Source organism: Streptomyces sp. NPDC006140, assembly GCF_040628815.1.
Taxonomy (GTDB): Bacteria; Actinomycetota; Actinomycetes; order Streptomycetales; family Streptomycetaceae; genus Streptomyces.
In genome coordinates, this window is record NZ_JBEXTS010000003.1 from 550,217 (window position 1) to 575,339 (window position 25,123).

A 25,123-nucleotide genomic window follows, 5' to 3' on the forward strand; every position below is an offset into this window, starting at 1 on the left:
ACGCCGTGCCGCCTCAGTCGAACCGGGCGGACGGCACCTCGCCCGGCTCGCTCTCGCCGGTCCGCTGCTGCGGGATGACGACCGCGCCCTGCTGGAGCGCCACCGTCCGGGCCGGGGCGGGGATGCGGATGCCCTCCGCGCGGTAGCGCTTGTGCAGGCGCTTGATGAACTCGTGCTTGATCCGGTACTGGTCGCTGAACTCGCCGACGCCCAGGATGACGGTGAAGCCGATGCGGGAGTCGCCGAAGGTGTGGAACCGGATGATCGGCTCGTGGTCGGGCACGGCGCCCTCGACGTCCCGCATCGTCTCGGCGATGACCTCGTTGGTCACCCGCTCCACGTGGTCCAGGTCGCTGTCGTAGGCCACCCCGACCTGGACCAGGATGGTCAGCTGCTCCTCGGGCCGCATGAAGTTGGTCATGTTCGCCTTGGCGAGCTGGCCGTTGGGGATCACGACGAGGTTGTTGGACAGGTTGCGGATCGTCGTCTGCCGCCAGTTGATGTCCTCGACGTAGCCCTCCTCACCGCTGCTGAGCCGGATGTAGTCGCCGGGCTGGACCGTCTTGGAGGCGAGGATGTGGATGCCCGCGAAGAGGTTGGCGAGGGTGTCCTGCAGTGCCAGCGCGACCGCCAGACCGCCGACACCGAGAGCGGTGAGCATCGGGGCTATGGAGATGCCCAGCGTCTGCAGCACCACCAGGAAGCCGATCGCCAGGACCAGGATCCGGGTGATGTTGACGAAGATCGTGGCCGATCCCGCGACTCCGGACCGGGACTGCGTGACCGAGCGCACCAGCCCGGCCACCACCCGGGCCGCCGACACCGTCGCGACGAAGATGAGCAGCACCGTGAGCACCTGGTTGGTGTGGTGCTGCACCGTGCGCGTCAGCGGCAGCACCGCCGCCGCGCCCGCAGCGCCGCCCACGACCGCGGCCCACGGCACCACGGCCCGCAGCGCGTGCACGATCACGTCGTCCCCGCTCCAGCGGGTGCGGTCGGCGTGCCCGCCCAGCCAGCGCAGCAGGATCCGCAGCGCGAACGCCGCCAGCAGGCCCGAGGCGAGGGCGATGCCGGCGAACAGCAGATCGTCCACCGTGAGTTCCCGGTTCACCGGTCACCTCCGGGGCGGAGAAGCGCGGCGAACGCCGTCGCCGGCGGCCGGATGTGAAGTCTCGTCACGTCGTCACCTGCTCGTTTCCGGGATGTTCGATGGTGCCCGACCACCCTGACCCGCGGTCGGCGCAATCGTTCATCCTGCCGCATCCCGTACGGGGGTTCGTACCGCGGACGGGGGTGACCGGGGGGTGAGTCACAGCACATGACGCGCCGTCACGTGCGCCCGCTCGCTGCTCAGATCACCTTGAGCCGTACCAGCGCCGCCAGCGTCAGCGCGCCCGGCACGAGCGGCAGCCACACCGTGATGACCCGGAAGGCCAGGACCACCGCCGTGGCCACCGCGGCCGGGCCGCCCGCCGCGACCAGCGCCACGACCAGCGCCGCCTCCACCGAGCCGATCCCGCCCGGCGTGGGCACCAGCGCGACGGCGACCGTCGCCGCCAGGTAGGCCACCGCCATGTGCGCGAGCGGCACGTCCAGCCCCAGCGACTTCCCCACCAGCACCAGGACGGTCGCCTGCAGCGCGGGGAAGGCGAGCGACCCGCCCCACAGCGCCAGGGCCCGGGCCGGGCGGGCGTGCACCGAGCGCGCCTCGCCGAGCGCCGTCCGCAGGAAGGTCACCAGCGCCGAGCGCACCCGCCGGACGAGGACGAGCACGGCCGCCGCGACGACGACCAGGGCGCCGACGCCGGCCAGCAGCGGGCCGAACGCCGTCTCCGGGACCAGCGTGCCGAGCCGCAGCGCGTCGGGGAACGCCAGGAGCAGGGCACCCAGCAGGGCCACCCGGCCGACGCTCTCCGCCAGCAGGTACAGCGCGAGCGCCGCCGAGGAGCGGGCGAGCGGCAGCCCGCACACCGTCATGAACCGCAGGTTCACCGCGCTCGCGCCCAGCCCGGTCGGCAGCAGGTGGTTGGCCGCGCCCGCCGCGAACTGCGTCGCCAGCAGCCGCCGCCGGGGCAGCCTCTCGACGACCGCGCCCTGCCGAGTGCAGGCGGCCGCGACCCAGGTCAGACAGGTCGCCCCGACCGCGGCCAGCAGCCACGGCCAGGCGGCGGTGCCCAGGTGCGCGAAGCCCTCGGCCAGCACCGACCGGTGCCGCACCGCGACCACGGTGACGAGCAGGAGCGGAAGCAGACACAGGATCTGCCTGAGGCGGCGGACCGGGACGCGACGGGGGAGTCGTCCCGGGCGGAGTTCGGGGAGTTGTACCGCTGTCACATCCGCAGAGGCTTCCCACCCCGGGCCAACGGCGGGTTGCGGAAGCGGGGACTGCGGGTTGCCCGCGGGAAGCGGCTGGGGCTCGGGCACGGGAAGCGGCTGCGTGGGAAGCGTCATCGGGGCCTTTGCGCGCGGGGGACGGGGACGTGGGGGTTGGGGCTGATTGTGCGGGATGTCGGGGGCGTTGCGCGAGCGTCTCGACCTGTTGTGCGAACGCCTTGACCTCAAGATTGCTTGAGGTTCTACGTTCCCTCCCATGAGCATGGAGACCACAGCGTGGACACAGCTGCACAGCGTCATGACCGCCCAGGAGGAGCGCCGCCCCTTCGCCCTCGCGACCCTGCGCCGCATCGGCGCGTTCGCCCGCCCGCACCGGCGCCGCATCGCCCTCTTCGTCCTGCTCGGGGTGGGCACCGCCCTGCTCGCCGTGGCGACCCCCGTCCTGGCCGGGCGGGTCGTCGACGTGATCGTCTCCGGCGGTGACGAGGGCACCGTCGTACGCCTCGCCCTGCTCATCGCGCTGATCGCGGTGGCGGAGGCCGCGCTCGGCATCCTCGGCCGGAGGCTGTCGGCGACGCTCGGCGAGCACCTCATCCTCGACCTGCGGACGGCCGTCTTCGACCATGTGCAGCGCATGCCCGTGGCGTTCTTCACACGCACACGTACGGGCGCCCTGGTCTCCCGGCTCAACAACGACGTCATCGGCGCCCAGCGCGCGTTCAGCAACACCCTGTCCGGAGTGGTCAGCAACCTCGTCACGCTGCTGCTCACCCTCGCCGTGATGCTCACCCTGTCCTGGCAGATCACCCTGCTCGCGCTGGTGCTGCTGCCGGTGTTCGTGATCCCGGCCCGGCGCATGGGCAGCCGGATGGCCCGGATGCAGCGGGAGGCGGCGACCCTGAACGCGGCGATGGGCACCCGCATGACCGAGCGGTTCTCGGCACCCGGCGCCACGCTCGTCAAGCTCTTCGGGCGGCCGGAGGAGGAGTCGCGGGAGTTCGCCGAACGGGCCCGCCGGGTCGCGGACATCGGGATCCGGACGGCCACCGCCCAGGCGGCGTTCATCACCGCCCTCACCCTGGTCTCCGCCCTGGCCCTGGCCCTGGTCTACGGCCTCGGCGGCTACCTCGCCCTGCGCGGCACCCTGGAGCCGGGCGCGGTCGTCTCGCTGGCCCTGCTCCTGACCCGGCTGTACGCGCCGCTGACCGCGCTGGCCGGGGCACGGGTGGAGGTGATGAGCGCGCTGGTCAGCTTCGAGCGGGTCTTCGAGGTGCTCGACCTCCGGCCGCTCATCGAGGACAGGCCGGACGCGCGCCCGGTGCCCGACGGTCCCGTGGCGGTCGAGTTCGAGAAGGTCCGCTTCGGCTACCCGGCCGCCGACAAGGTCTCCCTGGCCTCCCTTGAGGAGGTCGCCTCCCTCGACCAGCGCGGCGGCGACGAGGTCCTGCACGGCATCTCCTTCCGGGCCGAACCGGGACAGACCGTGGCGCTCGTCGGCTCCTCCGGCGCCGGCAAGTCGACCATCGCGCAGCTGCTGCCGCGCCTGTACGACACCGACGCCGGGGCCGTCCGCATCGGCGGCGTCGACGTCCGCGACCTCACCGCCGAGTCGCTCCGGCAGACCCTCGGCATGGTCACCCAGGACGGCCACCTCTTCCACGACACCGTCCGCGCCAACCTCCTGCTCGCCCGCCCGGAAGCCACTGAGGAGGAGCTGTGGGACGCCCTGCGCCGGGCCCGCCTCGACACCCTCGTACGGTCCCTGCCCGACGGCCTCGACACGGTCGTGGGTGAACGCGGCTACCGGCTCTCCGGCGGCGAACGCCAGCGCATGACCATCGCCCGGCTGCTGCTGGCCCGCCAGCGCGTCGTCATCCTCGACGAGGCCACCGCCCACCTCGACAACACCTCCGAGGCCGCCGTCCAGGAAGCCCTCACCGAAGCCCTGGAGGGACGGACGGCGGTCGTGATCGCCCACCGGCTCTCCACGGTCCGGGCGGCGGACCAGATCCTGGTGATCGAGGCCGGCCGGATCGTGGAGCGGGGCACGCACGAGGAACTGCTGGCGGCGGGCAAGCGGTACGCCGAGCTGTACCGCACCCAGTTCGAGGGGGCACGGACCGCCCCGGTGGAGCAGGCCGCGTAGGGGGACACGGGGTGAACGCCTCCCCGGGCCGGTCCGTACTCCTGTCGAGTGCTCCTGCCGACAGCCCGCACCCGGAGAGGCGACGTGTCCCACCAGCCACCGCTCGTACGACCCGCCCGCCGGACCCCGTCCCGCGCCCGACGGCTGCGCGCCGTCGCCGCGGCCGGGGGCCTGGCCGCGCTGCTCCTCGTCACGGCCTGCGGCGGCGGTGACGGGGACAAGGCGGCGGCGACGCCGAGCGGGTCCGCGGCGAGGGGGTCCGCCGCTCCCGCCGCCGGGGTCGTCGCGCCGGCGAAGGTGGAGGTGATCGCCGGGCTGGCCGGCTGCACGGCGAAGATCCGCACCGAGGCGGACGAGCTGCGCGAGGGCGTGTGCCACACCGCGAAGGGCGACTTCCTCATCACCACCTTCCCCGAGGAGCGGCTCAAGGAGACCTGGCTCGAATCGGCCCGCGTGTACGGCGGCAAGTACCTGGTGGGCATGCGCTGGGTGGTCAGCGCCAAACCGGAGATGCTGGAGCCGCTCCGCGCGAAACTCGGCGGCACCATCCGCGAGTTGTCCGGCATCGGCACCGGCGCGAACGCCTCCTGACGTCACACCGCCGGAGCCGGCGCACGAGGCCGGTCCCCCGGAAGGCGTGTGCCGGGTCTTCCATGACGCCTCCCTTCCGGTTTGCGCTGGTGGACGTCATGATTGTGCGACTCCAGGTCCGGCGGCGCACATGAGCCGCCCCCCTTGTGCCGGCAGAGAAGATTGAGTCCGTCGTGGTCGCCACCTTTCGTCGCCATTCGCTCGCGGGCGAGATGCTGGTGCTCCAGCTCGCCATCGTCGTGGTGGTGCTGCTGGCGGTCGCCGCGGTCTCCCTCGCCCAGTCGCAGGCCACCTTCAACCGCGTCGAAGGACGCCGGGTGAGCGCGCTCGCCGAACAACTGGCCGCCAACCCGCTGGTGCGCAGCCAAATGGTGCGCCCCGCCCCCGGGGAGTCGCTCGCCCCCCTGGTGCTCTCCACGCAGGCGCAGTCCGGAGTGACCTCGGTGACGGTGGCCGACGCCGTGGGCCGGATCGTCAGCTCCACCAACCCCACGGTGGTCGGGGAGCGACTGCCGCTGGGACCCGGCACCGCCCGGGGACGGGGCTGGTCGGGTCAGCTGACTCTGGACGGCAACCGCGAGCTGGCCGCCCAGGTCCCCGTCCTCGGGGCGAGTGAGGAGAACCTCGGCCGGATCCTCGGCACGGTCATGATCGGCGAGGCCGACCCGACGGTGTGGCAGCGGCTCAGCGGCGCCTCCTCCTCTCTGCTCGCCTACCTCGGCATCGCCAGCGGACTCGGCGTGGCCGGCTCCTGGCTGCTCGCGCGGCGCGTCAAACGCCAGACCCTCGGACTGGAGCCGCGCGAGATCGCCGGGCTCGCCGAACACCGGGAGGCGATGCTCTACGGAATCGCCGAGGGCGTCATCGCCCTGGACCCGCAGCACCGGCTCACCCTCGTCAACGACATGGGCCGCCGCCTGCTCGGCCTGCCGGAGGACTGCGTCGGCCAGAGCCTGGACGGCCTCGGCATCGACGGACGGCTGCGCGACGTGCTGGCCGGGACCGCCGCCGGCAAGCGGGACGAGGTCGTCGTCCGCCACGGCCGGGTCCTGGTCATGAACCGGATGACCGTCACCAAGGATGGCCGGCTCCTCGGCTCGGTCACCACCCTGCGCGACCGCACCGAACTCGCCCGGCTGGAACGGGAGATCGGCTCCTTCCGCAGCTCCTCGGAGCTGCTGCGCGCCCAAGCCCACGAGTTCGCCAACCAACTGCACACCATCTCCGGGCTGATCCAGATCGGCGAGCAGGACGAGGTCGTGCGCTACATCCGCGCCCTGAACCAGCGCCGCCAGTCCCTGGACGTCACCCTCAGCCGCCGCGTCCGGGACACCGCGGTGGCCGCGCTGCTCATGGCGAAGGCGTCCCTCGCGGCCGAACGCAAGGTCAGCCTGCGGATCTCCGACGACACCGCGCTGGAACGGCTGGCCCCCGAGGACGCCGCCGACGTGGCGACCGTCGTCGGCAACCTCGTGGACAACGCCGTCGACGCCGCCGCCCAGGACGACGACGCCTGGGTGGAGGTGGCGCTGCGCCAGGACGCCTCCAGCGTGGAGATCGCAGTTCGCGACTCCGGGCCCGGCGTGGCTCCCGAACTCGCCCGCGAGGTGTTCTCCCACGGCTTCACCACCAAGGCCGCGCGGGAGGGCGAACGCGGCATCGGACTGGCCCTGACCAAGCTGGTCTGCGAACGGCACGGTGGAGAGATCTCGGTGTCCAACACCCCCGACGGGGCCGTGTTCACCGCACGCATGACCGTCGGCCACCTCACCGGCACGGTGGCGGAAGGAGCGGCCCCATGACCGCGACGAGCGACAAGACGGGCACGATCGACGTCCTCGTGGTCGACGACGACTTCATGGTGGCCCGGGTCCACCGCGCGTTCGTGGAACGCGTCGAGCCGTTCCGCGTCGTCGGCGTCGCCCACACGGGCGCCCAGGCGATCGAGGCCGTGGACGAACTGCGCCCCGACCTCATCCTGCTCGACCTGTACCTGCCCGACCTCTTCGGCCTCGACGTCATCCCGCGGCTGCGCACCGCCGGCCACGACTGCGACGTCATGGTCATCAGCGCCGCGCAGGAGGCCGACACGGTACGCGGCGCCGTCCGCCGCGGCGTGGTCGACTACCTCCTCAAACCCTTCGAGTTCGAGGACCTGCGCCCCCGCCTGGAGCGCTACGCCGCCCAGCGCGGCCGCCTCCTCACGGCGGTCGTCCGCGGCCAGGCCGATGTGGACCGGGTCCTGGCCGGCGCGTTCGTCACCGCGCCGGCCCACACCCTGCCCAAGGGCATGAGCGTCGAGACCGCCGCCCTCGTCGAGCGGGCCCTGCGCGAGGCGGACGGCACGCTGTCCGCCACCGAGTGCGCGGCCCTGACCGGCGTCTCCCGCGTGAGCGCCCGCCGCTACCTGGAGTACTTCCACGGCACCGGCAGCGCGGAGGTGTCCCTGCGCTACGGCGCCGCGGGACGTCCGGAACGCCGGTACGCCTGGCGGGTGTGAGGCGCTCGAGGATCACTTGTCCCGGCTATGCCCGACGAGGCGGCAGCGAGGTACCGAGACCGTTCAGCGGGCCGTGCGGGCGCCGCCCGTGGCCCGCAGGAACTCCAGCTTCTCCGCGTCGGCGGAACCCGCCGCCACCGTGTAGACGACGAGGCGGACGTCGCACCCCGGGACGGTGAGCACGTCGCAGTAGCACCTCACCTCCCCGACCTGGGGGTGCACGACGGTCTTCCGGGCCGACACGTGCGGACCGACCGCGCCCTCGTCCCACGACCGCGTGAACTCCGCACTGCCGGCCCGCAGTTCCTCGACGAGGTCGATCAGGCCACGGTCGAGGGGGTAGTCGACGAGAGCCGTGCGCAGATCGGCGACGAGGGCAGGGCCGAGGGCCTCGCCCTCCTGGAGCACCGGCCAGGCCGCGAGCCCTGAGGGCCCAGCGGAGAGACCGCCCGGACCAGGTTCCGCTCGACGTGGGTCCGTTCACCGAGGTCGCCCAGCAGCACCGCCCACGCGGGCGTCCAGGACAGCAAGGTCCAGTCGGCGCTGAACACACCCACGGGGAACTCCCCGAGGCGAGCCAGCATCCGTTGGACGCCCGCCGGCACGTGCGTGGAGATCGTCCCGTCCTGCGGAGGGAGGAGGCCGGCCAGCCGGTAGGCGTGATCGCGCTCCACGGGCCGCAACTGCAGTGCCCTGGCCAGGCTCGCGACGACCTGCGACTTTCACAGGAGGCTGCAATGGCGATCATCACCGGGTGAACGCCCCGAAGGAGCGCCTGAGTTCTCGGCAGCGCCGCGGGCGGGCCGAGACGCTCAGTCCTCGATGGCCGCTTCGATCAGGGCCTGCAGTTGCTCCGCCGTGTCGTCGAGGGGCCGGGTGCTGCGCTTGGCGCGGCACATGGCCACGGTCCCTTCGACCGCCGCGACGACGAGCGTCGCGAGCTGAGCCGCCTGCCGTGGTTCGGCGCCGTGCTCACGCAGCGATCCGGCCAGCAGGTTCTCCCACTCGGTGAAGACGTCGGCGGCGGCCAGGAGAGCGGCCGGCGGCTCATCGGTGGGGGGCTCCTCGACGGAGACGGCCAGGACGGGGCAGCCGGCGCGGAAACCGCTGTCGACGACGATCTTGCGCCACAGGGCGAGGAAGGCGCGCAGTCCGGCGACCGGTCCCGCCTCCAGTTCCTTGCGCAGACTGGCGGCGGTCCATTCGCCCGTGTAGCGGACGGCCTCGGTGACGAGCTGCTGCTTGCCCTCGGGGAAGTAGTGATACGTCGAACCGAGCGGCGCCCGGGCGTGCTTGGCCGTCTCGCGAATGCTCGTGGCGTTCAGACCGCGCCGACTCATCATGTCGGCAGCACCGGCCACGATCCGCTGCCGCACCGGCGCGCTGGACTTGGTCACGAACAGAACCCCTTCCGGCCCCACCGGCCATAACGTTCGTCATACTCTAACGCGGGCAACTCTATGACGATCGTTATAGGGCTGGGGTCGGCCCGTGACCGTCGCGGACGTCCGTGACGTTCCGGCGGCGACGGCCCGGCCGGCCGCGCAGGCGCCCTGGTGGCCCCCGGGCGCGGCGTCCGGCTACCACCTGCTCACCTACGGGCACCCGGTGGGCGAGTTGATCCGGCGGATCGGCGGGCGCACCCTGGGCCGGTTCGTCGCCGAGGAGGCCGCCGCGCTGGCCGACGCTTCGGCATCAGGTTCCTGGCTGCCGTCACCGGCGGTGCCGTACCTCCCGCCGGGGCGGATCTGCTTCTGGACCGGATCTGACGCGCTGCTGCCGACCAGCGGTTAAGACATGTGTCATAGTTATGACGACTGTCATAGAGCGAAAGGTTGAAAGCCCATGGCTGATCCGGTGGTCCTGGTGGCGACGATGGTCGCCGAGCCCGGCCAGGAAGAGCTGGTCGAGAAGACGCTGACGGCGGCGGCGCCCGAGGCCTCGCGGGAGGCGCTGGGCGCGCACATGAAGGGCGCCGCGATGCGGCAGGTCGGCGCCGTCCTGGCCCAGGCGCTGGCCGGCCCCCCGGACATGGTCTTCCTGGACGCGATCCCCGCCGGCGACCCGGACGCCGGCACCGTCTGACCGAGTACGGCGACCGGGTCGACCGGCACACGGCCGGCCCCGGGTTCCCCACGCAACCGAGGAGCTTTCCATGAAGAGCCTGATGTTCGTCGCGCCCGGACACCTGCGCTTCGACGAGGTCGACGCCCCCACCATCGTCGAGGGCACGGACGCACTCGTACGCCCGCTCGCGGCCACGACATGCGACCTCGACCACCATGTCATCGACGACAAGACGCCGTTCTCCGGATTCGGCCCGTTCCCGCTCGGCCACGAGTGCGTGGGCACGGTGGTCGAGGTCGGCCCCGACTGCACGGATGTCGCGGTCGGCGACGTCGTCGGCGTCGCGTGGCACATCGCGTGCGGGAGCTGCGCGCAGTGCCGGCTCGGGCACCCGGCCCGCTGTCTCGTCCACGGCGACGCCCAGTACGGCCTGCCGGTGAACGGGGCCTGGGGCGGGACCTTCGACGAACTCATCCGCGTCCCCTACGCGGACTACAACCTCGCCAAGCTGCCCACCGGCGTCGACCCCGTGCACCTGGCCTCGATCGGCGACAACCTCGCACTCGGCTGGGAGACGGTGATGCCGACCGTCGCCGGAATCTCCGACCCGAAGATCGCGGTGTTCGGCGGGACCGGCTCCATCGGCCTGTACTGCGTCGACGTCGCGGTCCACTGCGCCCGCGCCCGCACCGTGTACTACGACGACGACCCGGTCAGGATGAAGGTCGCCGAGCAACTCGGCGCCGAGGTCCACGACATCAACGGCAAGCGGGAGAAGGACTTCCACCTCGCCGTGGACGCCGGCTGCGACGCCGCGCGGCTGCGCAAGGCGCTGCTGTCGGTCATGCCCGAGGGCCACGTCAACAGCGTCGGCATCTACTTCGACGAGGTCCGGCTCCCGCTGCTCGCGCTGTACCAGCGCGGAGTCCACTTCCACAACGGCAAGGGGCACGCACGGCCGAACATGACACCGACGCTGGAGGCGGTGGAGGCCGGCACCCTCCACCCCGAACTGGTCACCAGCGGAATATATGACTGGGACGAGATCCCCGACGTACCGACCTCCGGCCGCGCCGGTCACAAGCCGGTCTTCGTCCTGGAGAACTGAGGCACGGGGACCGATCCCGTCCCCGACACCGTCGAGCCGGTCGAAGGGGATGATGTCCTTGCGGTCGCAGGAGCGCCGTGCGGGGCGCGAGCAAGTCGATGTTCGTCATCTGCTCGAAGGCGAAGAACGACATCGGCGTGGTCGCGGTCCACGCGGTGGTGGAGTTGATCGAGCGCGGGTGGTAACCGCGCTCGGTGCGGTAGTAGTCGAAGAACATCGTCGTGATGGGGTCGGCGTCCGGCGGGAGAGTCTGATGGCACGCCTCCGGTCGGCACCGGGTCCGGATTCTGGAGCTGCGGCTGCCCTGCCCGGCCGGACCACGAAGGACGGCGGCCGGGCAGGGAGTCATCCTGGGTCAGGCGGGGGTGAGCCTGTCCGTGGGGTCGGTGGTGGTGTCCGGTGCCGCGTCGACGGCGCGGTTCTTGGTCTCGCCGAGAGCGAGGACGCTGACCAGACTGACCAGCCCGAGCGCGGCGATCATGAGGCCGACGGCGTAGCCGCCGTAGCTGCCGACGAGTTCGGCCGCGAGGAGCGGTGAGACGGCTCCGCCGAGGACACCTCCGAGGTTGTAGCCCATCCCGGCGCCGGTGTATCGGTAGCGGGTGTGGAACATCTCGGGCAGATAGGCGCCGACGGGGCCGTAGGCGATCCCGAAGATCGCCAGGGTGCCGAGGAGGCCGACAGCGAAGCCGGTCACCGACCCGGTGTCCATGATCGGGAAGAGGACCAGCGCCCACGGGATCGACAGAGCGCAGCAGGTGACGATCACTCTTCGGCGTCCGAACCGGTCCGACACGATTCCGGACACGGCCGTGGTCACGCCGAAGACGACCGCGGCGACGATGTTGAGGATCAGGACGGTGCGGCGTTCGAGTCCTGCGCCGGTGGTGCTGGTGGCGTAGCTGGTGAGGAAGGCGGTGCCCAGGTAGAACAGCGCGAACACGATCGTCAGCACGCCGCCGGCGAGGAGGACCTCGCGGGGCTGGGCACGGAAGACCTCGAGGATCGGCGGCTTGGCCCGCTTCGGCGCGCCGCTCTGCCGCTCGCGGGCGTGGCGGAAGGCGGGGGTCTCCTCGATGGCCGTGCGCACCCACAGGCCCAGGACGACGAGGACGGCGCTGAGGAGGAAGGGGACCCGCCAGCCCCAGTCGAGGAAGGCCGGGTCGGTCTCGCCGAGCGCTATGTTGACGGCGAGGAAGGTACCGCTGGCCAGGGCGAACGCGATGGCCGCGCCGAGCTGCGGGAAGATCCCGTACAGCCCGCGCTTGGCTGGTGGGGCGTACTCCGCGGCGAGCAGGGTCGCTCCGGCCCATTCACCGCCGACGGCGAGGCCCTGCAGGAAGCGCAGGACCACCAGTGCGATGGGGGCGGCGACGCCGAGAGTGGCAGCGCCCGGGAGCAGGCCGATGACGACCGTGGAGATCCCCATCAGCATGAGGGTGGCGATGAGGGTGTTCTTGCGGCCCAGGCGGTCGCCGTAGTGCCCGAACACGATCGCGCCGAGCGGGCGGGCGACGAAGGCGACGGCGAAGGTCGCGAACGAGGCGACCGTTGCGGCGGAGCTGCCGAGCGCGGGGAAGAACACCTGCGGGAAGACCAGGGCGGCGGCCGTGCCGTAGATGAAGAAGTCGTAGAACTCGATGGTGGTGCCGACACAACTGGCGGTGGCGACACGGCGCATGGACGTCGAGCGGGTCGTTTTTTGCTCCATCTGACTCTCCGTTGACTCAGCAGAACAGGGCGGGCTGAAGGGGGACTTCGGAACTACGGAAATGAATGGCGTTGCGGTGTGAGGGGATGGGGGGAGAGCGATAGCCGCCTGAAAGAAAAAACCTCGGGCAAAGGCGGGAACACGGAATTCTTTTTCGTTCCGTCAGCGGGGCGCCATACGGATCGCGCCGTCGAGGCGGATGACCTCGCCGTTCAGCATCGGGTTCTCGGTGATGTGGCGGACCAGGGCCGCGAACTCGGACGGGTCGCCGAGGCGGGCCGGATGGGGTACTTGTCGGCCGAGCGAGTCACGGGCCTCCTGGGGGAGTCCCGCCATCAGGGGGGTGTCGAAGAGGCCCGGCGCGATGGCGACCACCCGGATGTGGTGTGGGGCCAGTTCGCGGGCGGCGGGGAGGGTCAGCCCGGCGACTCCGGCCTTCGAGGCGGCGTACGCGGCCTGGCCGATCTGGCCGTCGTACGCGGCGACCGACGCCGTGGCGATGAGCACCCCGCGTTCGCCGTCCACGATCTCGGTTCCGGAGATGCGGTGGGCGGCGAGCCGGAAGACGTTGAAGGTACCGGTCAGGTTGATGTGGACCACGCGGGCGAAGTCGTCCAGGGCGAGCGGTCCGCCCCGCGACAGCATGCGCCCGGGTGTCGCTACGCCCGCGCAGCTCACGGCCGTACGGAGCGGGGCGGGCTCGGCGGCGGCGTCCACCGCTGCCTGTACGTCGTCGGGGTCGGTCACGTCGCAGGGGACGAAGCGCACTGTGGGCCCGATGGCGGCGAGTTCGGCGGCGACAGCCTTGCCGGGGGACGAGGGCAGGTCGGCGATCACCACGTGAGCCCCGGCGCGCAGCAGTTCGGTGGCGGTCGCGCGGCCGAGACCGCTGGCGCCGCCGGTGACGAGGGCGGCGGTTCCGGTGAGGTTCACGGTCAGTTGCCTTCGGAGACGAGGACGTGGGCGGCGGGCCCGCGGCGGCCGCGGGCCAGTTCCCGGCTGATGACCAGGCGCTGGATCTGGTTGGTGCCCTCGAAGATCTGCATGACCTTCGCCTCCCGCATGTAGCGCTCCACGGGAAAGTCCCTGGTGTAGCCCGCGCCGCCGAACACCTGGACGGCCTCGGTGGTCACCCGCATCGCGGCCTCGGTGGCGACCAGCTTGGCGATACTGGCCTGGCGGCCGTACGGCAGACCTGCGTCCTTCCGTCGCGCCGCCGACAGCAGCGTCGCCCGGGCGGACTCCACGGCCGCCTCCATGTCGGCGAGCAGGAACGCCAGCCCTTGGTGCTCGATGATCGGCCGCCCGAACGCCTCCCGTTCCTTCGCATAGGACACGGCGTCGTCCAACGCCCCCTGGGCCAGCCCGACGGCCACGGCCGCGATGCCCAGGCGTCCCGCGTCGAGGCCGGCGAGCGCGATGGGCAGGCCCTGGCCCTCCGCGCCGATCCTGCGCTCGGCGGAGATCCGGACGTCGTCGAAGCGCATCGTCGCGGTGGCCTGCGCGGTCAGGCCCATCTTGCGTTCCGGCGGGTCGGCCGACAGGTTCGGCGCGTCAGCGGGCACGAGGAAGCAGGAGATGCCCTGGCTGCGGTGCTCGCCGGTGCGCGCCATGACGGTGTAGAAGTCGGCGTGCCCGCCGTGCGTGGTCCATGCCTTCTCGCCGCGCAGTACGTAGTCGTCCCCGTCGCGGTCGGCGCGGGTGCGCATCGCGGCCGGGTCGGAGCCCGCGTGGGACTCCGAGAGGCAGTACGCGCCCAGCAGTTCCCCACCGAGCATGTCCGGCAGCCACTGCTTCCGCTGGGCGTCCGTGCCGTGGGTCGCCAGCGCGAAACAGGACAGCGCGTGCACGCTCACGCCGATGCCGACGCTCGCCCAACGCGCCGAGATCTCCTCGAGAACCTGCAGGTAGACCTCGTACGGCAGTCCGGCGCCGCCCCACTCCTCCGAAAACGGCAGTCCGAGCAGCCCGGCGCGGCCCAGGGTGCGGAAGACGTCGCGCGGGAACCGCTCGGCGGCCTCGTCCTCGGCGGCACGCGGAGCCAGTGCTCCGTCGGCGATCTCGCGCGTCAACTCCAGCAACTCCGCCGCCTCCTCGGTCGGCAGCAGTCGGGGCACGGGTACGCGGGACATGGGGCGAACCTCCAGTGAGCGGATGGAGCGAGGAGTGGGGGGTGCCGTCGGACGACGGTTCAGGACTGCCGGACCTCCCGGGCGCGCTGCTCGCGGAGCAGGAAGCGTTGGATCTTGCCGCTGGGCGTCTTGGGCAGCCGGTCGGTGAAGTGCACGGTCCGGGGATAGGCGTGCGCGGCGAACTTACGCTTGACCAGGTGCTGCAGTTCCTCGGCGAGGACGGCATCGCGCGCCGCCGGGTCACGCAGCACGACGTATGCCTCAAGCACCTCGCCGCGCAGCGCGTCCGGCACGCCGACGACGGCCGCCTCGACGACGCTTTCGTGCTGTACCAGCACGCTCTCCACGTCGAACGGGCCGATGCGGTACCCGGCCATGATGATCACGTCGTCGTCGCGCGCGGAGAAGAAGAAGTTGCCGTCGGCGTCCCGGGCGCCCGCGTCGCCGGTGAGGTACCAGCGGCCGTCGGCACTGAAGCGCTCGGCGGTCTTCTCCGGCGCATCCACGTACCCGGAGAACCACAGCAGCGGGCTGCCGGTCACGTCGATCGCCACTCGGCCGAGGGTGCCCTGCGGCGCGGGTTCGTCCCGGTCGTCGTACAGCACCTCGGCCGACCAGCCGGGCAGCGGCCTGCCCATCGAACCGGGCGGAACCGGGACCCGCACGGCGTCGGCCCAGCCGCCCACGATCATCATGCCGTGCTCGGTCTGCCCGTAGTGGTCACGTACCGCCACGCCGAGAGCCTCCTGCGACCAGGAGACGACCTCGGGAGTGAGCGGCTCACCGGCCGAGGAAGCACGCCGCAGCCGTACGCCGTCCGGAGCGGGGTCGGGCGCGGCCTTGAGACTGCGGTAGACGGTGGGCGCGGCAGCGAAGTTCGTGACGCCGTAGGTGCGCATCACCTGCCAGGTGAGAGCCGGGCTGAAACCGGCGTGCAGCAGCAGACTGCGGGTGCCGGTGGCCAGCGGGCCGAGGACGGCGTAGTACAGGCCGTACGCCCACCCCGGATCGGCGGCGTTCCAGAACACGTCGCCGGGGCGTACGTCGAGGCCGAACTCCAGGTACGCCTGGAAGGACGCCAGTGCCTTGACCGGTACGGGGACACCCTTCGGCGCGCCCGTCGTGCCCGAGGTGAACAGCTGGACCAGCGGACCGTCCCCGCCGACGGCGACGGGTCGGCCCTGCGGCTCGTCGCCGGCGTAGGGGGCCAGCAGCCCGGCGAAGGAGAGGCCGCCTTCGTCCGGGGTGTCACCGGCGACCACGGTCAGCCAGGGCGGATCGGCCGGCATGTCCTCGCCGGGCGCGAGTTTGGTGCGCTGATCAGCGTCGACCACGACGACCTTCGCACGGCCGGCGCCGAGCCGGAGCGCGATCGCGGGCGGGGCGAACGCCGTGAACAGCGGCAGGTGCACCGCACCCCGCCGCCAGATGCCCAGAAGGGCCACGACCAAGTCGGCGGACTTGCCCATCAGCGTGGCGACCGCGTCCCCGGGCTCGACACCCAGATCAGCCAGCGCGGCGGCGAAACGGGCCGACTCACGGCGCAGCTGTCCGTACGTGAGGTCTTCGGCGGACAGGTCCGCGTCCACGATCGTGAAGGCCACCGCGCCCTCGGGATGGCGGTCGCACAGCAATTCCGCGGCGCAGGCGTCCGGAGAATCGAAGAGCGCGAGCAATTCCCGTACCCGGTGTTCCGGCGAGGCCGGGCCGGGGGAGCTCTCCCGCGCATCGGCGGAATGACCGTGAGACGTCACGACAATCCACTTCCTTTCTCATGGACAGGGCCTTTTACAGGAGCGTTACCGCGTCTTATGCTGCGCGTCGCAGTCACATGCTGCGCGTCACGCACGGCGCCGACTACCCCCGGAAAGGGGCAGGGGCAATGCACTCCAGTACGGACACCGCTCTGCGGCCCGACGACGGGGACGCCTTCCGGCAGGCCCTCCGCTCGCTCCACCAGCGCTCGAGCATCCCGGTCGTCTTCGGCGGCCAGGTGCGGGAGAACGTGCTGAAACTGTCGCAGTTCATCGGTGCCCGGACGGCGGCGCTGCGCGGCCTCGACGTCCGCACCGAGACCGGCCTGGGCGGCCGGGTCCTGGCCAGTGCGCGGCCCGCCGCCGTGTCCGACTACGGGGCGGACCGCTCGATCACGCACGACTATGACGGTCCGGTGCTGGCGGAGGGCATCCGTTCCGTCGTCGCCGTTCCCGTCGTCGTGGCCGGCGCGGTGCGCGGTGTGCTGTACGGCGCCACCCGGGGCGCCACTCCTCTGGGGGACCGGGCGACGGACGAGGTCGTGGACGCCTCGCGGCGGCTCGCCGGTGAGGTCGCCGTACGGGACGAGGTCGACCGGCGCCTGCAACTCATGCGCGTCGCGCAGAGCGAGCCTGTCGGGGAACGGTTCATGGTCGAGGAGATCCGCGAACTCCACGCGGAGCTGCGGCTGCTCGCTCAGGCGGTCCAGGACGACGAACTTCGCGCGCGGCTGGGCGCCGCGTCCCGCCGCCTGGCCGCTCTCGGCGCGGCACCGAAGCCCGAGCCTGTCTCGCCGCTGTCCCCGAGGGAACTCGACGTGCTCGCCCAGATCGCCCTGGGCTGCACCAACGCCGAAGCAGGCGACCGCCTCGGCCTCCGCGCCGAGACCGTCAAGGCGTATCTGCGCAGCGCGATGCGCAAGCTCGACGTCGGAACGCGCTTCGCGGCAGTGGTCACCGCGCGACGCCGGGGCCTGCTGCCGTAGCGACGTCGACGGCGAGACAGATGTCCCGAAACCGCAAGGCCTGACGGAGCTCATGGCGGCTCGGCCGGGCGAATGGCCGCCCCGGCGGGATCAGCCGTTGCGGGGCTTGAGGTCGTCGGGGACAGGGGGACGACGTCGAAGAGGCCGCCGACGGGCGCCGTGATCGAAGCGATCGAAGATCGGGCCTTGCGTTCTCGTCACCGCCCGGGCGACCTCATCCATGCCCTCGCCGTTTCTGTGACGTCCGAGGAGCATTGCGGCGGACGAGGCACCGAACGAGGTAGACCTGACTACGCCGAGCACGCGGATTGTCAGCCGCTGGCGATGACTACTTCACATCCATGGCGAGGAATTCGAACTTGCGCCTGCTTGTCCAGCGCCTTGGCAGGTCGCGGGCCTGGTCGGGGAAGGTGCCGTCATTTCCGTCGGGGGGAGGCAGCGCGCTGTCGAGCACCACTGCGGTCGCTGATCCGCTGCGCCTCGCCTTGATCTGCAACCTGTGCCACACGGTCGCGAGCCGGTCGGCTCAGTCCGCTCTGCGGTGAGGCCCGGACGCCTTCGGGCGGTTACAGCCCATCCGTAAGTCGTCGTTGAGCACCGTGTGCGTATCAGGTGACGGATGCCCAGCGATGGCCGGCCCGCCGGTCAGTCGATGCCTTCGACGATGCGGAAGTCGCGCTCGAAGCCGTCGGGGAGGGCCACCAGCGCCTTCTGGTATGCCTCGCTCTCGTATGCCGCGACCGCCTGTTCAAAACTGTCGAACTCGATCAGAACGACGCGTTCGGCGATTCCGGCCTCGTGGGCGACGACTCGGCCCAAACTGGACAGGAGGCGCCCGCCCCCAGCCAGGACAGCCGGACCCGCCAGCTCGATGTAGTCGGTCAGCCTCTCAGGGTCGGAAATGGCGGGGTAGACACTGACCCAGTAGCCCTTGGCCATGGAAACCTCCTGTACTCGGCCGGACACGTCCGACTTCGAATTGACACTCAGATTGCTCGATCCCGATGACGGCCTTGGAGGGCGAGGTTCTCAATTGCCTCCGTCGAGGTCATGCCTCGATCCTTTACCTTCGAGCCGACCTCGGCCATGACAGAAAGGTCAGCCTCCGATACATTCACGCCATGCCTGCCCGCCATGCCGCCCCAGGTACTCCCGGCGCCCGCGACTTAGCCGGTCGCACCGACGAACCGGATCGCGCGATGCGCAGGGAACCGCGGCCCGCCGCCCACAAGGTGGTCGTCCTCGTGGTCGACGGCGTCTACCCCTTCGAACTCGGCATACCTCAACACGTCCTGGGCTCCGCCGGTGGCCGCTACGAGGTGGTGACCGCGGGCGTGGACGGGAAGCCCGTGCGCGCCGTCTCGGACCTGACCGTCACGCCCGGGCACGGCCCTGAGGTGCTGGCCGAGGCGGACACCGTGATCATCCCTGGCTACGCCATCACCCAGGCCTCGGCCGCCACCACGGACTCGAAGGCCCTGGACGCGCTTTCCAGGGTCCGGCCCGGCACCCGTCTGGTGTCGATCTGCAGCGGTGCCTTCCTGCTGGCCGGCACCGGTCTCCTCGATGGGCGTCGGGCCACCACCCACTGGGCGCTCAGCGACCGCTTCCGGGAACTCTTCCCCCGGGTCGAGCTCGACGCCGGCGTTCTTTTCGTCGACCACGGTGACGTGTTGACCTCAGCGGGGGCGGCCAGCGGCTTCGACGTCTGCCTGCACCTGCTGCGCCAGGACCACGGCATCGAGGTCGCCAACCAGGCCGCCCGCTTCTGCGTCGTGCCGCCGTACCGGGACGGCGGGCAGGCACAATACATCGAGCGGCCACTGCCGCCGACAGGCACAACCGGCACCGGACCGACCCGCGACTGGGCATTGCAGCGGCTTGAACTGCCGCTGTCGGTGGACGAGTTGGCCGCGCACGCGGCGATGAGCACCCGTACCTTCGCCCGGCGCTTCAAGGAGGAGACCGGTCTGAGCCCCGGCCGCTGGCTGACCTCGCAGCGGCTGCGACGGGCCCGGCACCTGCTGGAGTCCAGCGATCTGCCGGTGGAACGCGTCGCCCACGAGGTCGGATTCGCCACCGCCACCTCGCTGCGGCGGCACCTCGCGGCGGAGGCCGGAGTCGCCCCGTCGGCGTACCGTCGCACCTTCCGTGCCCCGGATCCGGCCGTCGGCGATGCGGGTTCCATCCCCGCCTGAGCGCTGTCCCGTAAATGCTTGACGGCATGGTGGATGACCAGCATTGTTTCCCGGTCACCCGGCGAGGGCGAGGTTGTGCAGGCGGGCGACGCCGAGCATGGCGTGGTGGACACCGTTGCCTTTCAGACGGCAGTCACGGAGGATCTTCCAGGTCCTCATGCGGGCGAAGGCATGCTCGACACGGGCGCGGGACCTTGCGGTGCGAGCGGTTGTGGTCCTCTTTCCAGCCCGAACGTTTGGCCTGACCGCGCTCGCGTCGGTGTGGGATGGCCAGGCCGGTGCCCCGGTAGCCGCCGTCAGCGATCACCGTGGTCCTGCCGACGGCGTCCTTCGTTCCGGACAGCTCCCGTGCCTTGCATTCGTTGCGGTTGTGGTCACGTGTGGGCACCAGCGTGCCGTCCACGATCAGAACCGTGTCCTTGCGGAATCGCTTGCGCTGCTGCAGAGCGCGCGCCGGTCCGAGGTGGTCGATGATGCGGTCCGCAGCCGACTTCGACACCCCGAACAGCGGGGCCAGTTGGCGCAGGGTGAGGTTGGTCCGCCAGTACGCGACGACCAGGAGGACCCGGTTCTCCAGCGGCAGGCTCCAGGGCCGGCCCCTGCGGACCGGGTCAGCGCCTTCGCGACGCAGTGCGGCGATCAGTGTGCCGAACTGACGCGGGCTCAGCCCGGTGAACGGGGCTGTCCAGGACGGTTCCGACGCCGTGATCACACAAGCCACGGCTGGATCATCGCATCGGGTCGGTCCGCCACGTCACGGAGCCTCCGCAGCTCAGTGGAACTCGTGAACCAACTGGATCTTGCCAACGATATGGGCGTTGAACTCGTCAAGCTCCTCGGCCGGTACCCACAACTCCAGAATCGTCTGTCCGCCTGCCTGCTGGACCGGATACCTGCGCAGGAAGTCGGACTCGACTTCGAACCGGGTGACGAAGCCGGCGCCGTCATGCTTGACGTTCCAGTCTCGCGCGATCTTGACGGCATAGTCCTCGTTGAGAACCGGGTAGAAGATCGGCTGCTCGGGAAGCCGGGGCGGCCAGGCACGCCAGTCCAGCTCTCGCACCAGCTCCAGCTCCTTAGGGCCGGTGGGACGCCACAGGGTCGTCGTTGCTTGCTGGCTGCTCACGGACATCGCTCTCTTGACGAGGCAACCGCCGATGCGGTTGGCCGGAAGCCCGACGGTATCGACAGCACAAGTACGGCAGCCACCCAGTTTCGAGCTTCGCCCAGCGGCTGCAGCCAGCAGTTGCGGGACAACCTTCAGCCGACGCGGAAGGTCTCCCGCCGGCTTGCGTACGAGTACGCGCAAGAACACCCGAGTGAGCGCCTCGTGGTTCAGGCCGGTGAACGCTTCGCCAACCCCAGGGTCTACTGCCACCGGAGCCAGTCGGAGAGGGGCGCGATGTCTGTGAAAATGGCGGGCTCTCCGGACTTGCCGCGGCCTCGGTCTTCGATGGCGATACCCTTCACCGACCCGTTGACCACGGCGGGGTCACCGCTGTCACCACGGCAGATGCCCCGCTCAACGAGGTCCCCGCCGTCGCAGCCACCTTGGAAGACGTTGTAGAGGCCCAGGCCGGGACGACGCCGTCATTGCGGGGGTTTCCAGCGTTGACGGTTCGGTCCGTGCGCGCCAGGCGGAACATGAACCCGGTTGAGGCGAAACTCTCGTTGAGCATGTCCACCTGTTGCTCGCTGCCTCACGCGCGCTGACGACGTTGACGTCGGCTGCGGTGCTCCTGGCGGAGACGGTCCGCGGTGCGGCACATCCAACTGAGGCCGCGGCGGGCTGGACGGGCACGGTACGTGGACGGAGTCCCTGACCCCGACCGTGACGCCAAGCTGGACCGGATCGAGGAGGCTCTGGAGCGGTCTCCGGACCGGGTCTTCGCCCTCGACGAGTTCGGGCCGCTGGGGGTCCGGCCCACCGCAGGCTCCTGCTGGGCTGAACGGAGCAAGCCCGACCGCCTGCCGGCGATCTATCGCCGCACTCACGGCGTCACCTACTTCCATGGCTGCTACACCGTCGGCGACGACCGGCTGTGGGGCGTCAACTGCCGCCGCGAGGGCACCGCCAACAGCCTGGCCGCACTGAAGTCGATCCGCGCCGCCCGGCCCGACGGCGCGCCGATCTACGTCATTTTGGACAACCTCTCCGCCCACACCAGCGCGGACACCCGCCGCTGGGCGAAGAAGAACAAGGTCGAGCTGTGCCCGGCCTACGCCTCCTGGGCCAACTCCTGCGGCCGTTCGCCCTGGCCGACTCCAACCATCCGAATCACGCGGTGCAGTCCCAGGCCCCGCACCGCTACCCGCGCTGGCGCAACGCCAACGCCCGCCACCCCGACGTAGTCGCCGCCCAGCGCAGAGAACGCGCACGCATCCGCAGCGAGAACGGCATCCGCTGGGGAGGAAGCCGCGACGAACAGCGACTTGACCACCTGAATCCGCGACGGCAGCGACCGTCAGTCGCGGGCGGCGGTGCGTTGCGACCGGAGGGCCGAAGCCAGTGAGCGCAGCGCCGGGCCGGCAGCGGTCAGCGTGGCTCGTTCGTGAGGGGAGAGCGTCGCCAATGAGTCGGCGAAGATCTCCGCCCAGGCTTGTTCGATCATGGCCATACCCTGCACGGCTCCCATGGTCGGGAACAACTGGACGGCGCGGCGGTCATGCGGGTCCGGCTCCCGGCGGACCAGCCCCTGCGCCACCAGTCCGCGCACGGCGGTGCTCACATTGCTGGCGTGCAGCCCCAGGTCCTGGGCGAGGGTGCCGACGCCGATCCCCGGCGAGTCCAGCACCTGCCGGAGCACTTCGAGGTCGGAGGGCGGCAGCGGTGGGAGACCGGCCTCGTCGACCCCGCGCAGCCGGAGCACGCGTCCGAGCGCATAGAGGGCCGGGGTCAGATTCCTCGCCTCGCGCAGGAGCGCCTCGTCGCCTGACGCATCGGTCGCGTTCATGCACCGATCGTAACGCTGTCTATAGTTATATAACTATAGTGAAAGCTCTGATTCTTCGACTCGTCAGGAGCACTGAGATGTCCGCACCGTCCACCGGCCCGGCACATCGGACAGCACCCCGGCCAGCCGCGCTGCTCACTGCGACGCTGGCGCTGCTGTCCTTCGTGATGCCGCTCGCCACGGACATGTACCTCCCGGCCTTCCCGGAGATGGCCAACGATCTGGGCACCGACGCCAGCGGTGTCCAGCTCACCCTGACCGCCTTCCTGTTTGGCGCCGCACTGGGCCAACTGGTGCTGGGCCCGCTGTCCGACCGCTTCGGACGCCGCACACCGATCCTGCTGGGCGCCGCGGTGTGCACCCTGGCCACGGCGCTGTGCGCGGCGGCCCCCAACCTCTGGGTCCTCGTCCTGCTGCGCTTCGTGACGGGCTTCAGCGGCGCGGCCGGCCTGGTGATCGGGCGGGCCGTCATCTCCGACGTCGCGGCCGGCCCCGTCGCCGCCAGGCTCTTCGGTGTGCTGATGGCCCTCGGCGGCATCGCCCCGATCGTGGCCCCCCTGGTCGGCAGCGTCGTCGTCAGCAACGCGGGCGGCTGGCGCAGCGTCTTCTGGACGCTGGGGGGCATCACGTTCCTGATGTTCCTGGCCGCGCTGTTCTTCATCCCCGAGACGCTTCCCGAGGAGCGGCGCCGGCCGGGTGGTGCCGCGGCCACGACAAAGGCCGTCCGCTCCGTGCTCACAGACCGCGCCTACGTGGGCTACACCCTCGCTTTCGCCTTCGCCAGCGGCGCGCTGTTCTGCTACATCGCCGGCTCGGCCTTCGTGCTCCAGAACGTCCTCGACTTCACCGTGGGCCAGGCGTCCGTCGCCTTCTCGCTCGGTGCCCTGGCCGCGACCCTGTCCAGCCTGGCCAACACCAAGCTGGTCAGCCGCCATCACCCGCGGCTGCTGCTGTGCATCGGCCTGGCCATGATGCTGGTCTCCACCACGGCGGTGCTGCTGGTCACCCTCGCCGGTCAGCTCAACCGCTTTCTCGCCCTCGGGCTCATCGGGATCACCTTCCTCGGCATCGGCCAAGTCTTCGGCACGGCCACGGCGCTCGCCATCGAACGAGTCCCGCACGCTGCCGGCACCGGCTCGGCCCTGCTCGGCACCCTGCAGAGCCTGCTGGGCGGCGTGGCCTCGCCGCTCGTCGGGCTGTGGGGCGAGGACACCGCCTTACCGCTCTTCGTCGGCATGGCGGGCTGCTCCCTGATCGCTGTGCTCGCCCTGCTCCTGCCCGGGAGCGGCGCGCAACCGCCGCGCTCGCCCGGCACCTCATCCCACGACATGGACTCCGGCGACCACCGCGAGCTGACGCGCTGAACACCTGCCCGTGACCCGGCTGCCCATCTCGCTTCGACGCCCTGTCCGGCGAAACGGGCCCGCAGCGCGCTCCCGGATGTCATTCAGCGCCGCACCAGATCAACCTCTGGATGTTGCCGGCCATGACGTCGGTGACGCCCCACGGCGGTGTTGACCTTCGAGTTGGTTGAAGCTCAATGATAGCGAGGTGCCGAATTCTGAGCTGATGCCCATCGGGGTCTTTGCCCAGCGCAGTGGTCTGACCTCCAGCGCGTTGCGGTTCTACGCCGACTCCGGGCTGCTGCCCCCTGCCGAAGTAGACCCGGTCTCGGGCTACCGCTACTACGGCGCTGACCAGGTGGCACGGGCGGCCGCGCTGCGTCAGCTCCGCGAGATCGCCATGCCCCTCGCTGCGGTCGAGGCGGTCCTCGACGCCGGGGCCGACGAGGTGGCGCGGCTGCTCGACGAGCATGTTGCCAAGATCGTCGATGATGCGGCGACGGCGCGGCAGAAGGCTGCCGTCATCAAGTCCGCGCTCGGCGGCAACGTGCCCGGTCTGCTGATCGCCGTGCTGAAGGGGCCCGTACTTGCGGATGCGGTGGAGCAGGTCCTGACCGCGACCGCGCACGAGCCGGGGATGGCGGTGCTCACCGGCTTGCACATCGAGGCGAGTCATGAGGCGATCGCCCTTACGGCGACCGACCGGTACCGGCTCTCCACCCGGACCCTGGTGCCTGCGCGGCCGGCGGAGCAGACGTGGGTCGGCACGATCGACGGCGACGACCTGCGGGCCGCTGTCGCCACGGTCCGGCGCAGTGCGCTGGTCCGCATCGAAGCGGTGCCGCACGGGATCCGGCTGTGCATGCCCGAGCGGGAGGACCGGCACTGCCGGTTGCTGTCCGAGGACTTTCCCGATCACCGGTTGATGCTCGCCTCCCTGGGCGGGATCAGCACCCGCGCGACGGTCTCGAAGGATCTTCTGCTGCGCGCCCTGGAAGAACACCCCGGCGAACGCGTCGCGCTGCATGTCTCCGATAACGGAGTGAACGTCCGGCCCTCGAACGACGAGGACCCCGGTGTTCAGCTCCCCGCCACCGTGACGGGCGGGGCTCTCCGGATCCGGTTCGAGATGACCACGCTCTATCCCGCCGTGAGCACAGCGATCGGTCCCGACGTGATGCTCGACCTGAGGGGACACGACGGGCCCGTCACGATCCGCTCCGCCGACCGCGGCGATCTCACCACCCTGGCCATGCCCGTCAAGTTCGACCATTCAGCCTGAGAACGACAAAGAGGAAA

General features: G+C 71.0%; 24 protein-coding genes and 2 pseudogenes. 12 read left to right on the forward strand and 14 right to left on the reverse strand.

Translation table 11 applies throughout. From position 1 onward, the window contains the following. Positions 1 to 13: 13 nt before the first annotated feature. Together ABZ386_RS11925 and ABZ386_RS11930 are read right to left on the reverse strand one after the other, a co-directional pair. A complete protein-coding gene (locus tag ABZ386_RS11925) occupies positions 14 to 1,111 on the reverse strand; it encodes a mechanosensitive ion channel family protein (RefSeq protein ID WP_351333466.1) in 1,098 nt (365 codons plus the stop codon). Positions 1,112 to 1,350: 239 nt separating this feature from the next. Beyond that, positions 1,351 to 2,250 (reverse strand): lysylphosphatidylglycerol synthase domain-containing protein, encoded by a 900-nt coding sequence (locus tag ABZ386_RS11930; RefSeq protein WP_358964724.1) that lies wholly within the window; start codon positions 2,248 to 2,250, stop codon positions 1,351 to 1,353. A gap of 346 nt (positions 2,251 to 2,596) precedes the next feature. Here ABZ386_RS11930 and ABZ386_RS11935 point away from each other — a divergent pair, with 346 nt between their 5' ends. From ABZ386_RS11935 to ABZ386_RS11950, 4 genes are all read left to right on the forward strand, one after another. Further along, entirely contained in the window at positions 2,597 to 4,480 is a 1,884-nt protein-coding gene (locus ABZ386_RS11935; RefSeq protein ID WP_356502587.1) for an ABC transporter ATP-binding protein, read from the forward strand. Positions 4,481 to 4,624: 144 nt separating this feature from the next. After that, positions 4,625 to 5,071 carry a hypothetical protein gene (locus ABZ386_RS11940; RefSeq protein ID WP_358964725.1) on the forward strand — a complete coding sequence of 149 codons (447 nt, stop codon included), beginning with the start codon at positions 4,625 to 4,627 and terminating at the stop codon, positions 5,069 to 5,071. Positions 5,072 to 5,244: 173 nt separating this feature from the next. Beyond that, positions 5,245 to 6,873 carry an ATP-binding protein gene (locus ABZ386_RS11945; protein WP_358964672.1) on the forward strand — a complete coding sequence of 543 codons (1,629 nt, stop codon included), beginning with the start codon at positions 5,245 to 5,247 and terminating at the stop codon, positions 6,871 to 6,873. Continuing rightward, positions 6,870 to 7,571, forward strand: a complete 702-nt coding sequence (locus tag ABZ386_RS11950; protein ID WP_355716819.1) for a response regulator — start codon at positions 6,870 to 6,872, stop codon at positions 7,569 to 7,571. Before ABZ386_RS11945 ends, ABZ386_RS11950 begins: the two co-directional genes overlap by 4 nt. A gap of 63 nt (positions 7,572 to 7,634) precedes the next feature. Here ABZ386_RS11950 and ABZ386_RS11955 read toward each other — a convergent pair whose 3' ends face one another. The 3 genes from ABZ386_RS11955 to ABZ386_RS11965 form a co-directional block, all read right to left on the reverse strand. Then, a complete protein-coding gene (locus tag ABZ386_RS11955) occupies positions 7,635 to 7,979 on the reverse strand; it encodes a hypothetical protein (RefSeq protein WP_351333461.1) in 345 nt (114 codons plus the stop codon). Beyond that, entirely contained in the window at positions 7,892 to 8,155 is a 264-nt protein-coding gene (locus tag ABZ386_RS11960; RefSeq protein ID WP_358964673.1) for a hypothetical protein, read from the reverse strand. The genes ABZ386_RS11955 and ABZ386_RS11960 overlap by 88 nt, the downstream gene beginning before the upstream one ends. A gap of 228 nt (positions 8,156 to 8,383) precedes the next feature. Next, the gene (locus tag ABZ386_RS11965; protein ID WP_351333458.1) at positions 8,384 to 8,968 is read right to left on the reverse strand and encodes a TetR family transcriptional regulator; all 585 of its coding nucleotides are present in this window, start codon (positions 8,966 to 8,968) and stop codon (positions 8,384 to 8,386) included. Positions 8,969 to 9,062: 94 nt separating this feature from the next. On the opposite strand from ABZ386_RS11965, the gene ABZ386_RS11970 reads away from it, so the two are divergent. The 3 genes from ABZ386_RS11970 to ABZ386_RS11980 all read left to right on the forward strand — a co-directional run bounded on the left by ABZ386_RS11970 (position 9,063) and on the right by ABZ386_RS11980 (position 10,746). After that, positions 9,063 to 9,365 (forward strand): serine hydrolase, encoded by a 303-nt coding sequence (locus ABZ386_RS11970; protein ID WP_356616777.1) that lies wholly within the window; start codon positions 9,063 to 9,065, stop codon positions 9,363 to 9,365. Positions 9,366 to 9,416: 51 nt separating this feature from the next. Then, positions 9,417 to 9,656, forward strand: a complete 240-nt coding sequence (locus ABZ386_RS11975) for an antibiotic biosynthesis monooxygenase (RefSeq protein WP_355716830.1) — start codon at positions 9,417 to 9,419, stop codon at positions 9,654 to 9,656. Positions 9,657 to 9,726: 70 nt separating this feature from the next. Continuing rightward, entirely contained in the window at positions 9,727 to 10,746 is a 1,020-nt protein-coding gene (locus ABZ386_RS11980) for an alcohol dehydrogenase catalytic domain-containing protein (RefSeq protein ID WP_358964674.1), read from the forward strand. A 355-nt stretch (positions 10,747 to 11,101) separates the two neighbouring features. Here ABZ386_RS11980 and ABZ386_RS11985 read toward each other — a convergent pair whose 3' ends face one another. The 4 genes from ABZ386_RS11985 to ABZ386_RS12000 all read right to left on the reverse strand — a co-directional run bounded on the left by ABZ386_RS11985 (position 11,102) and on the right by ABZ386_RS12000 (position 16,343). After that, a complete protein-coding gene (locus ABZ386_RS11985; RefSeq protein ID WP_355716837.1) occupies positions 11,102 to 12,457 on the reverse strand; it encodes an MFS transporter in 1,356 nt (451 codons plus the stop codon). Between the two features lie 162 nt (positions 12,458 to 12,619). Then, complete coding sequence (locus ABZ386_RS11990; protein ID WP_351333446.1) at positions 12,620 to 13,390, reverse strand: SDR family NAD(P)-dependent oxidoreductase; 771 nt, start codon at positions 13,388 to 13,390, stop codon at positions 12,620 to 12,622. Positions 13,391 to 13,392: 2 nt separating this feature from the next. Continuing rightward, positions 13,393 to 14,589 (reverse strand): acyl-CoA dehydrogenase family protein, encoded by a 1,197-nt coding sequence (locus tag ABZ386_RS11995; RefSeq protein WP_351333443.1) that lies wholly within the window; start codon positions 14,587 to 14,589, stop codon positions 13,393 to 13,395. A 59-nt stretch (positions 14,590 to 14,648) separates the two neighbouring features. Continuing rightward, entirely contained in the window at positions 14,649 to 16,343 is a 1,695-nt protein-coding gene (locus ABZ386_RS12000) for an AMP-binding protein (RefSeq protein WP_358964675.1), read from the reverse strand. A gap of 128 nt (positions 16,344 to 16,471) precedes the next feature. Between ABZ386_RS12000 and ABZ386_RS12005 the strand changes: the two genes are divergently transcribed. After that, positions 16,472 to 17,329 carry a LuxR C-terminal-related transcriptional regulator gene (locus tag ABZ386_RS12005; protein WP_355716846.1) on the forward strand — a complete coding sequence of 286 codons (858 nt, stop codon included), beginning with the start codon at positions 16,472 to 16,474 and terminating at the stop codon, positions 17,327 to 17,329. Between the two features lie 645 nt (positions 17,330 to 17,974). On the opposite strand, the gene ABZ386_RS12010 is transcribed toward ABZ386_RS12005, so the two are convergent. Beyond that, on the reverse strand, positions 17,975 to 18,268 hold the full coding sequence (locus ABZ386_RS12010) for a DUF1330 domain-containing protein (RefSeq protein WP_351333433.1): 294 nt from the start codon (positions 18,266 to 18,268) through the stop codon (positions 17,975 to 17,977). Between the two features lie 260 nt (positions 18,269 to 18,528). Between ABZ386_RS12010 and ABZ386_RS12015 the strand changes: the two genes are divergently transcribed. Next, positions 18,529 to 19,527 (forward strand): helix-turn-helix domain-containing protein, encoded by a 999-nt coding sequence (locus ABZ386_RS12015; RefSeq protein WP_358964676.1) that lies wholly within the window; start codon positions 18,529 to 18,531, stop codon positions 19,525 to 19,527. A 54-nt stretch (positions 19,528 to 19,581) separates the two neighbouring features. Here ABZ386_RS12015 and ABZ386_RS12020 read toward each other — a convergent pair. The 3 genes and pseudogenes from ABZ386_RS12020 to ABZ386_RS12030 all read right to left on the reverse strand — a co-directional run bounded on the left by ABZ386_RS12020 (position 19,582) and on the right by ABZ386_RS12030 (position 21,102). After that, positions 19,582 to 20,248, reverse strand: a pseudogene (locus tag ABZ386_RS12020) (transposase family protein). Positions 20,249 to 20,299: 51 nt separating this feature from the next. Further along, positions 20,300 to 20,659, reverse strand: coding sequence for a hypothetical protein (locus ABZ386_RS12025; protein WP_351334197.1), 360 nt, complete (start codon positions 20,657 to 20,659; stop codon positions 20,300 to 20,302). Between the two features lie 236 nt (positions 20,660 to 20,895). Continuing rightward, entirely contained in the window at positions 20,896 to 21,102 is a 207-nt protein-coding gene (locus ABZ386_RS12030) for a trypsin-like serine protease (protein ID WP_358964726.1), read from the reverse strand. A 243-nt stretch (positions 21,103 to 21,345) separates the two neighbouring features. Here ABZ386_RS12030 and ABZ386_RS12035 point away from each other — a divergent pair. Further along, positions 21,346 to 21,941, forward strand: a pseudogene (locus tag ABZ386_RS12035) (transposase); the annotation flags it as partial. A 51-nt stretch (positions 21,942 to 21,992) separates the two neighbouring features. Here the strand turns inward: ABZ386_RS12035 and ABZ386_RS12040 are convergent. Then, on the reverse strand, positions 21,993 to 22,481 hold the full coding sequence (locus ABZ386_RS12040; protein ID WP_351333427.1) for a MarR family transcriptional regulator: 489 nt from the start codon (positions 22,479 to 22,481) through the stop codon (positions 21,993 to 21,995). A 77-nt stretch (positions 22,482 to 22,558) separates the two neighbouring features. On the opposite strand from ABZ386_RS12040, the gene ABZ386_RS12045 reads away from it, so the two are divergent. Together ABZ386_RS12045 and ABZ386_RS12050 are read left to right on the forward strand one after the other, a co-directional pair. Continuing rightward, positions 22,559 to 23,845 (forward strand): multidrug effflux MFS transporter, encoded by a 1,287-nt coding sequence (locus ABZ386_RS12045; protein ID WP_358964677.1) that lies wholly within the window; start codon positions 22,559 to 22,561, stop codon positions 23,843 to 23,845. Between the two features lie 205 nt (positions 23,846 to 24,050). Then, positions 24,051 to 25,106 carry a MerR family transcriptional regulator gene (locus ABZ386_RS12050; RefSeq protein ID WP_358964678.1) on the forward strand — a complete coding sequence of 352 codons (1,056 nt, stop codon included), beginning with the start codon at positions 24,051 to 24,053 and terminating at the stop codon, positions 25,104 to 25,106. Positions 25,107 to 25,123: the final 17 nt, after the last annotated feature.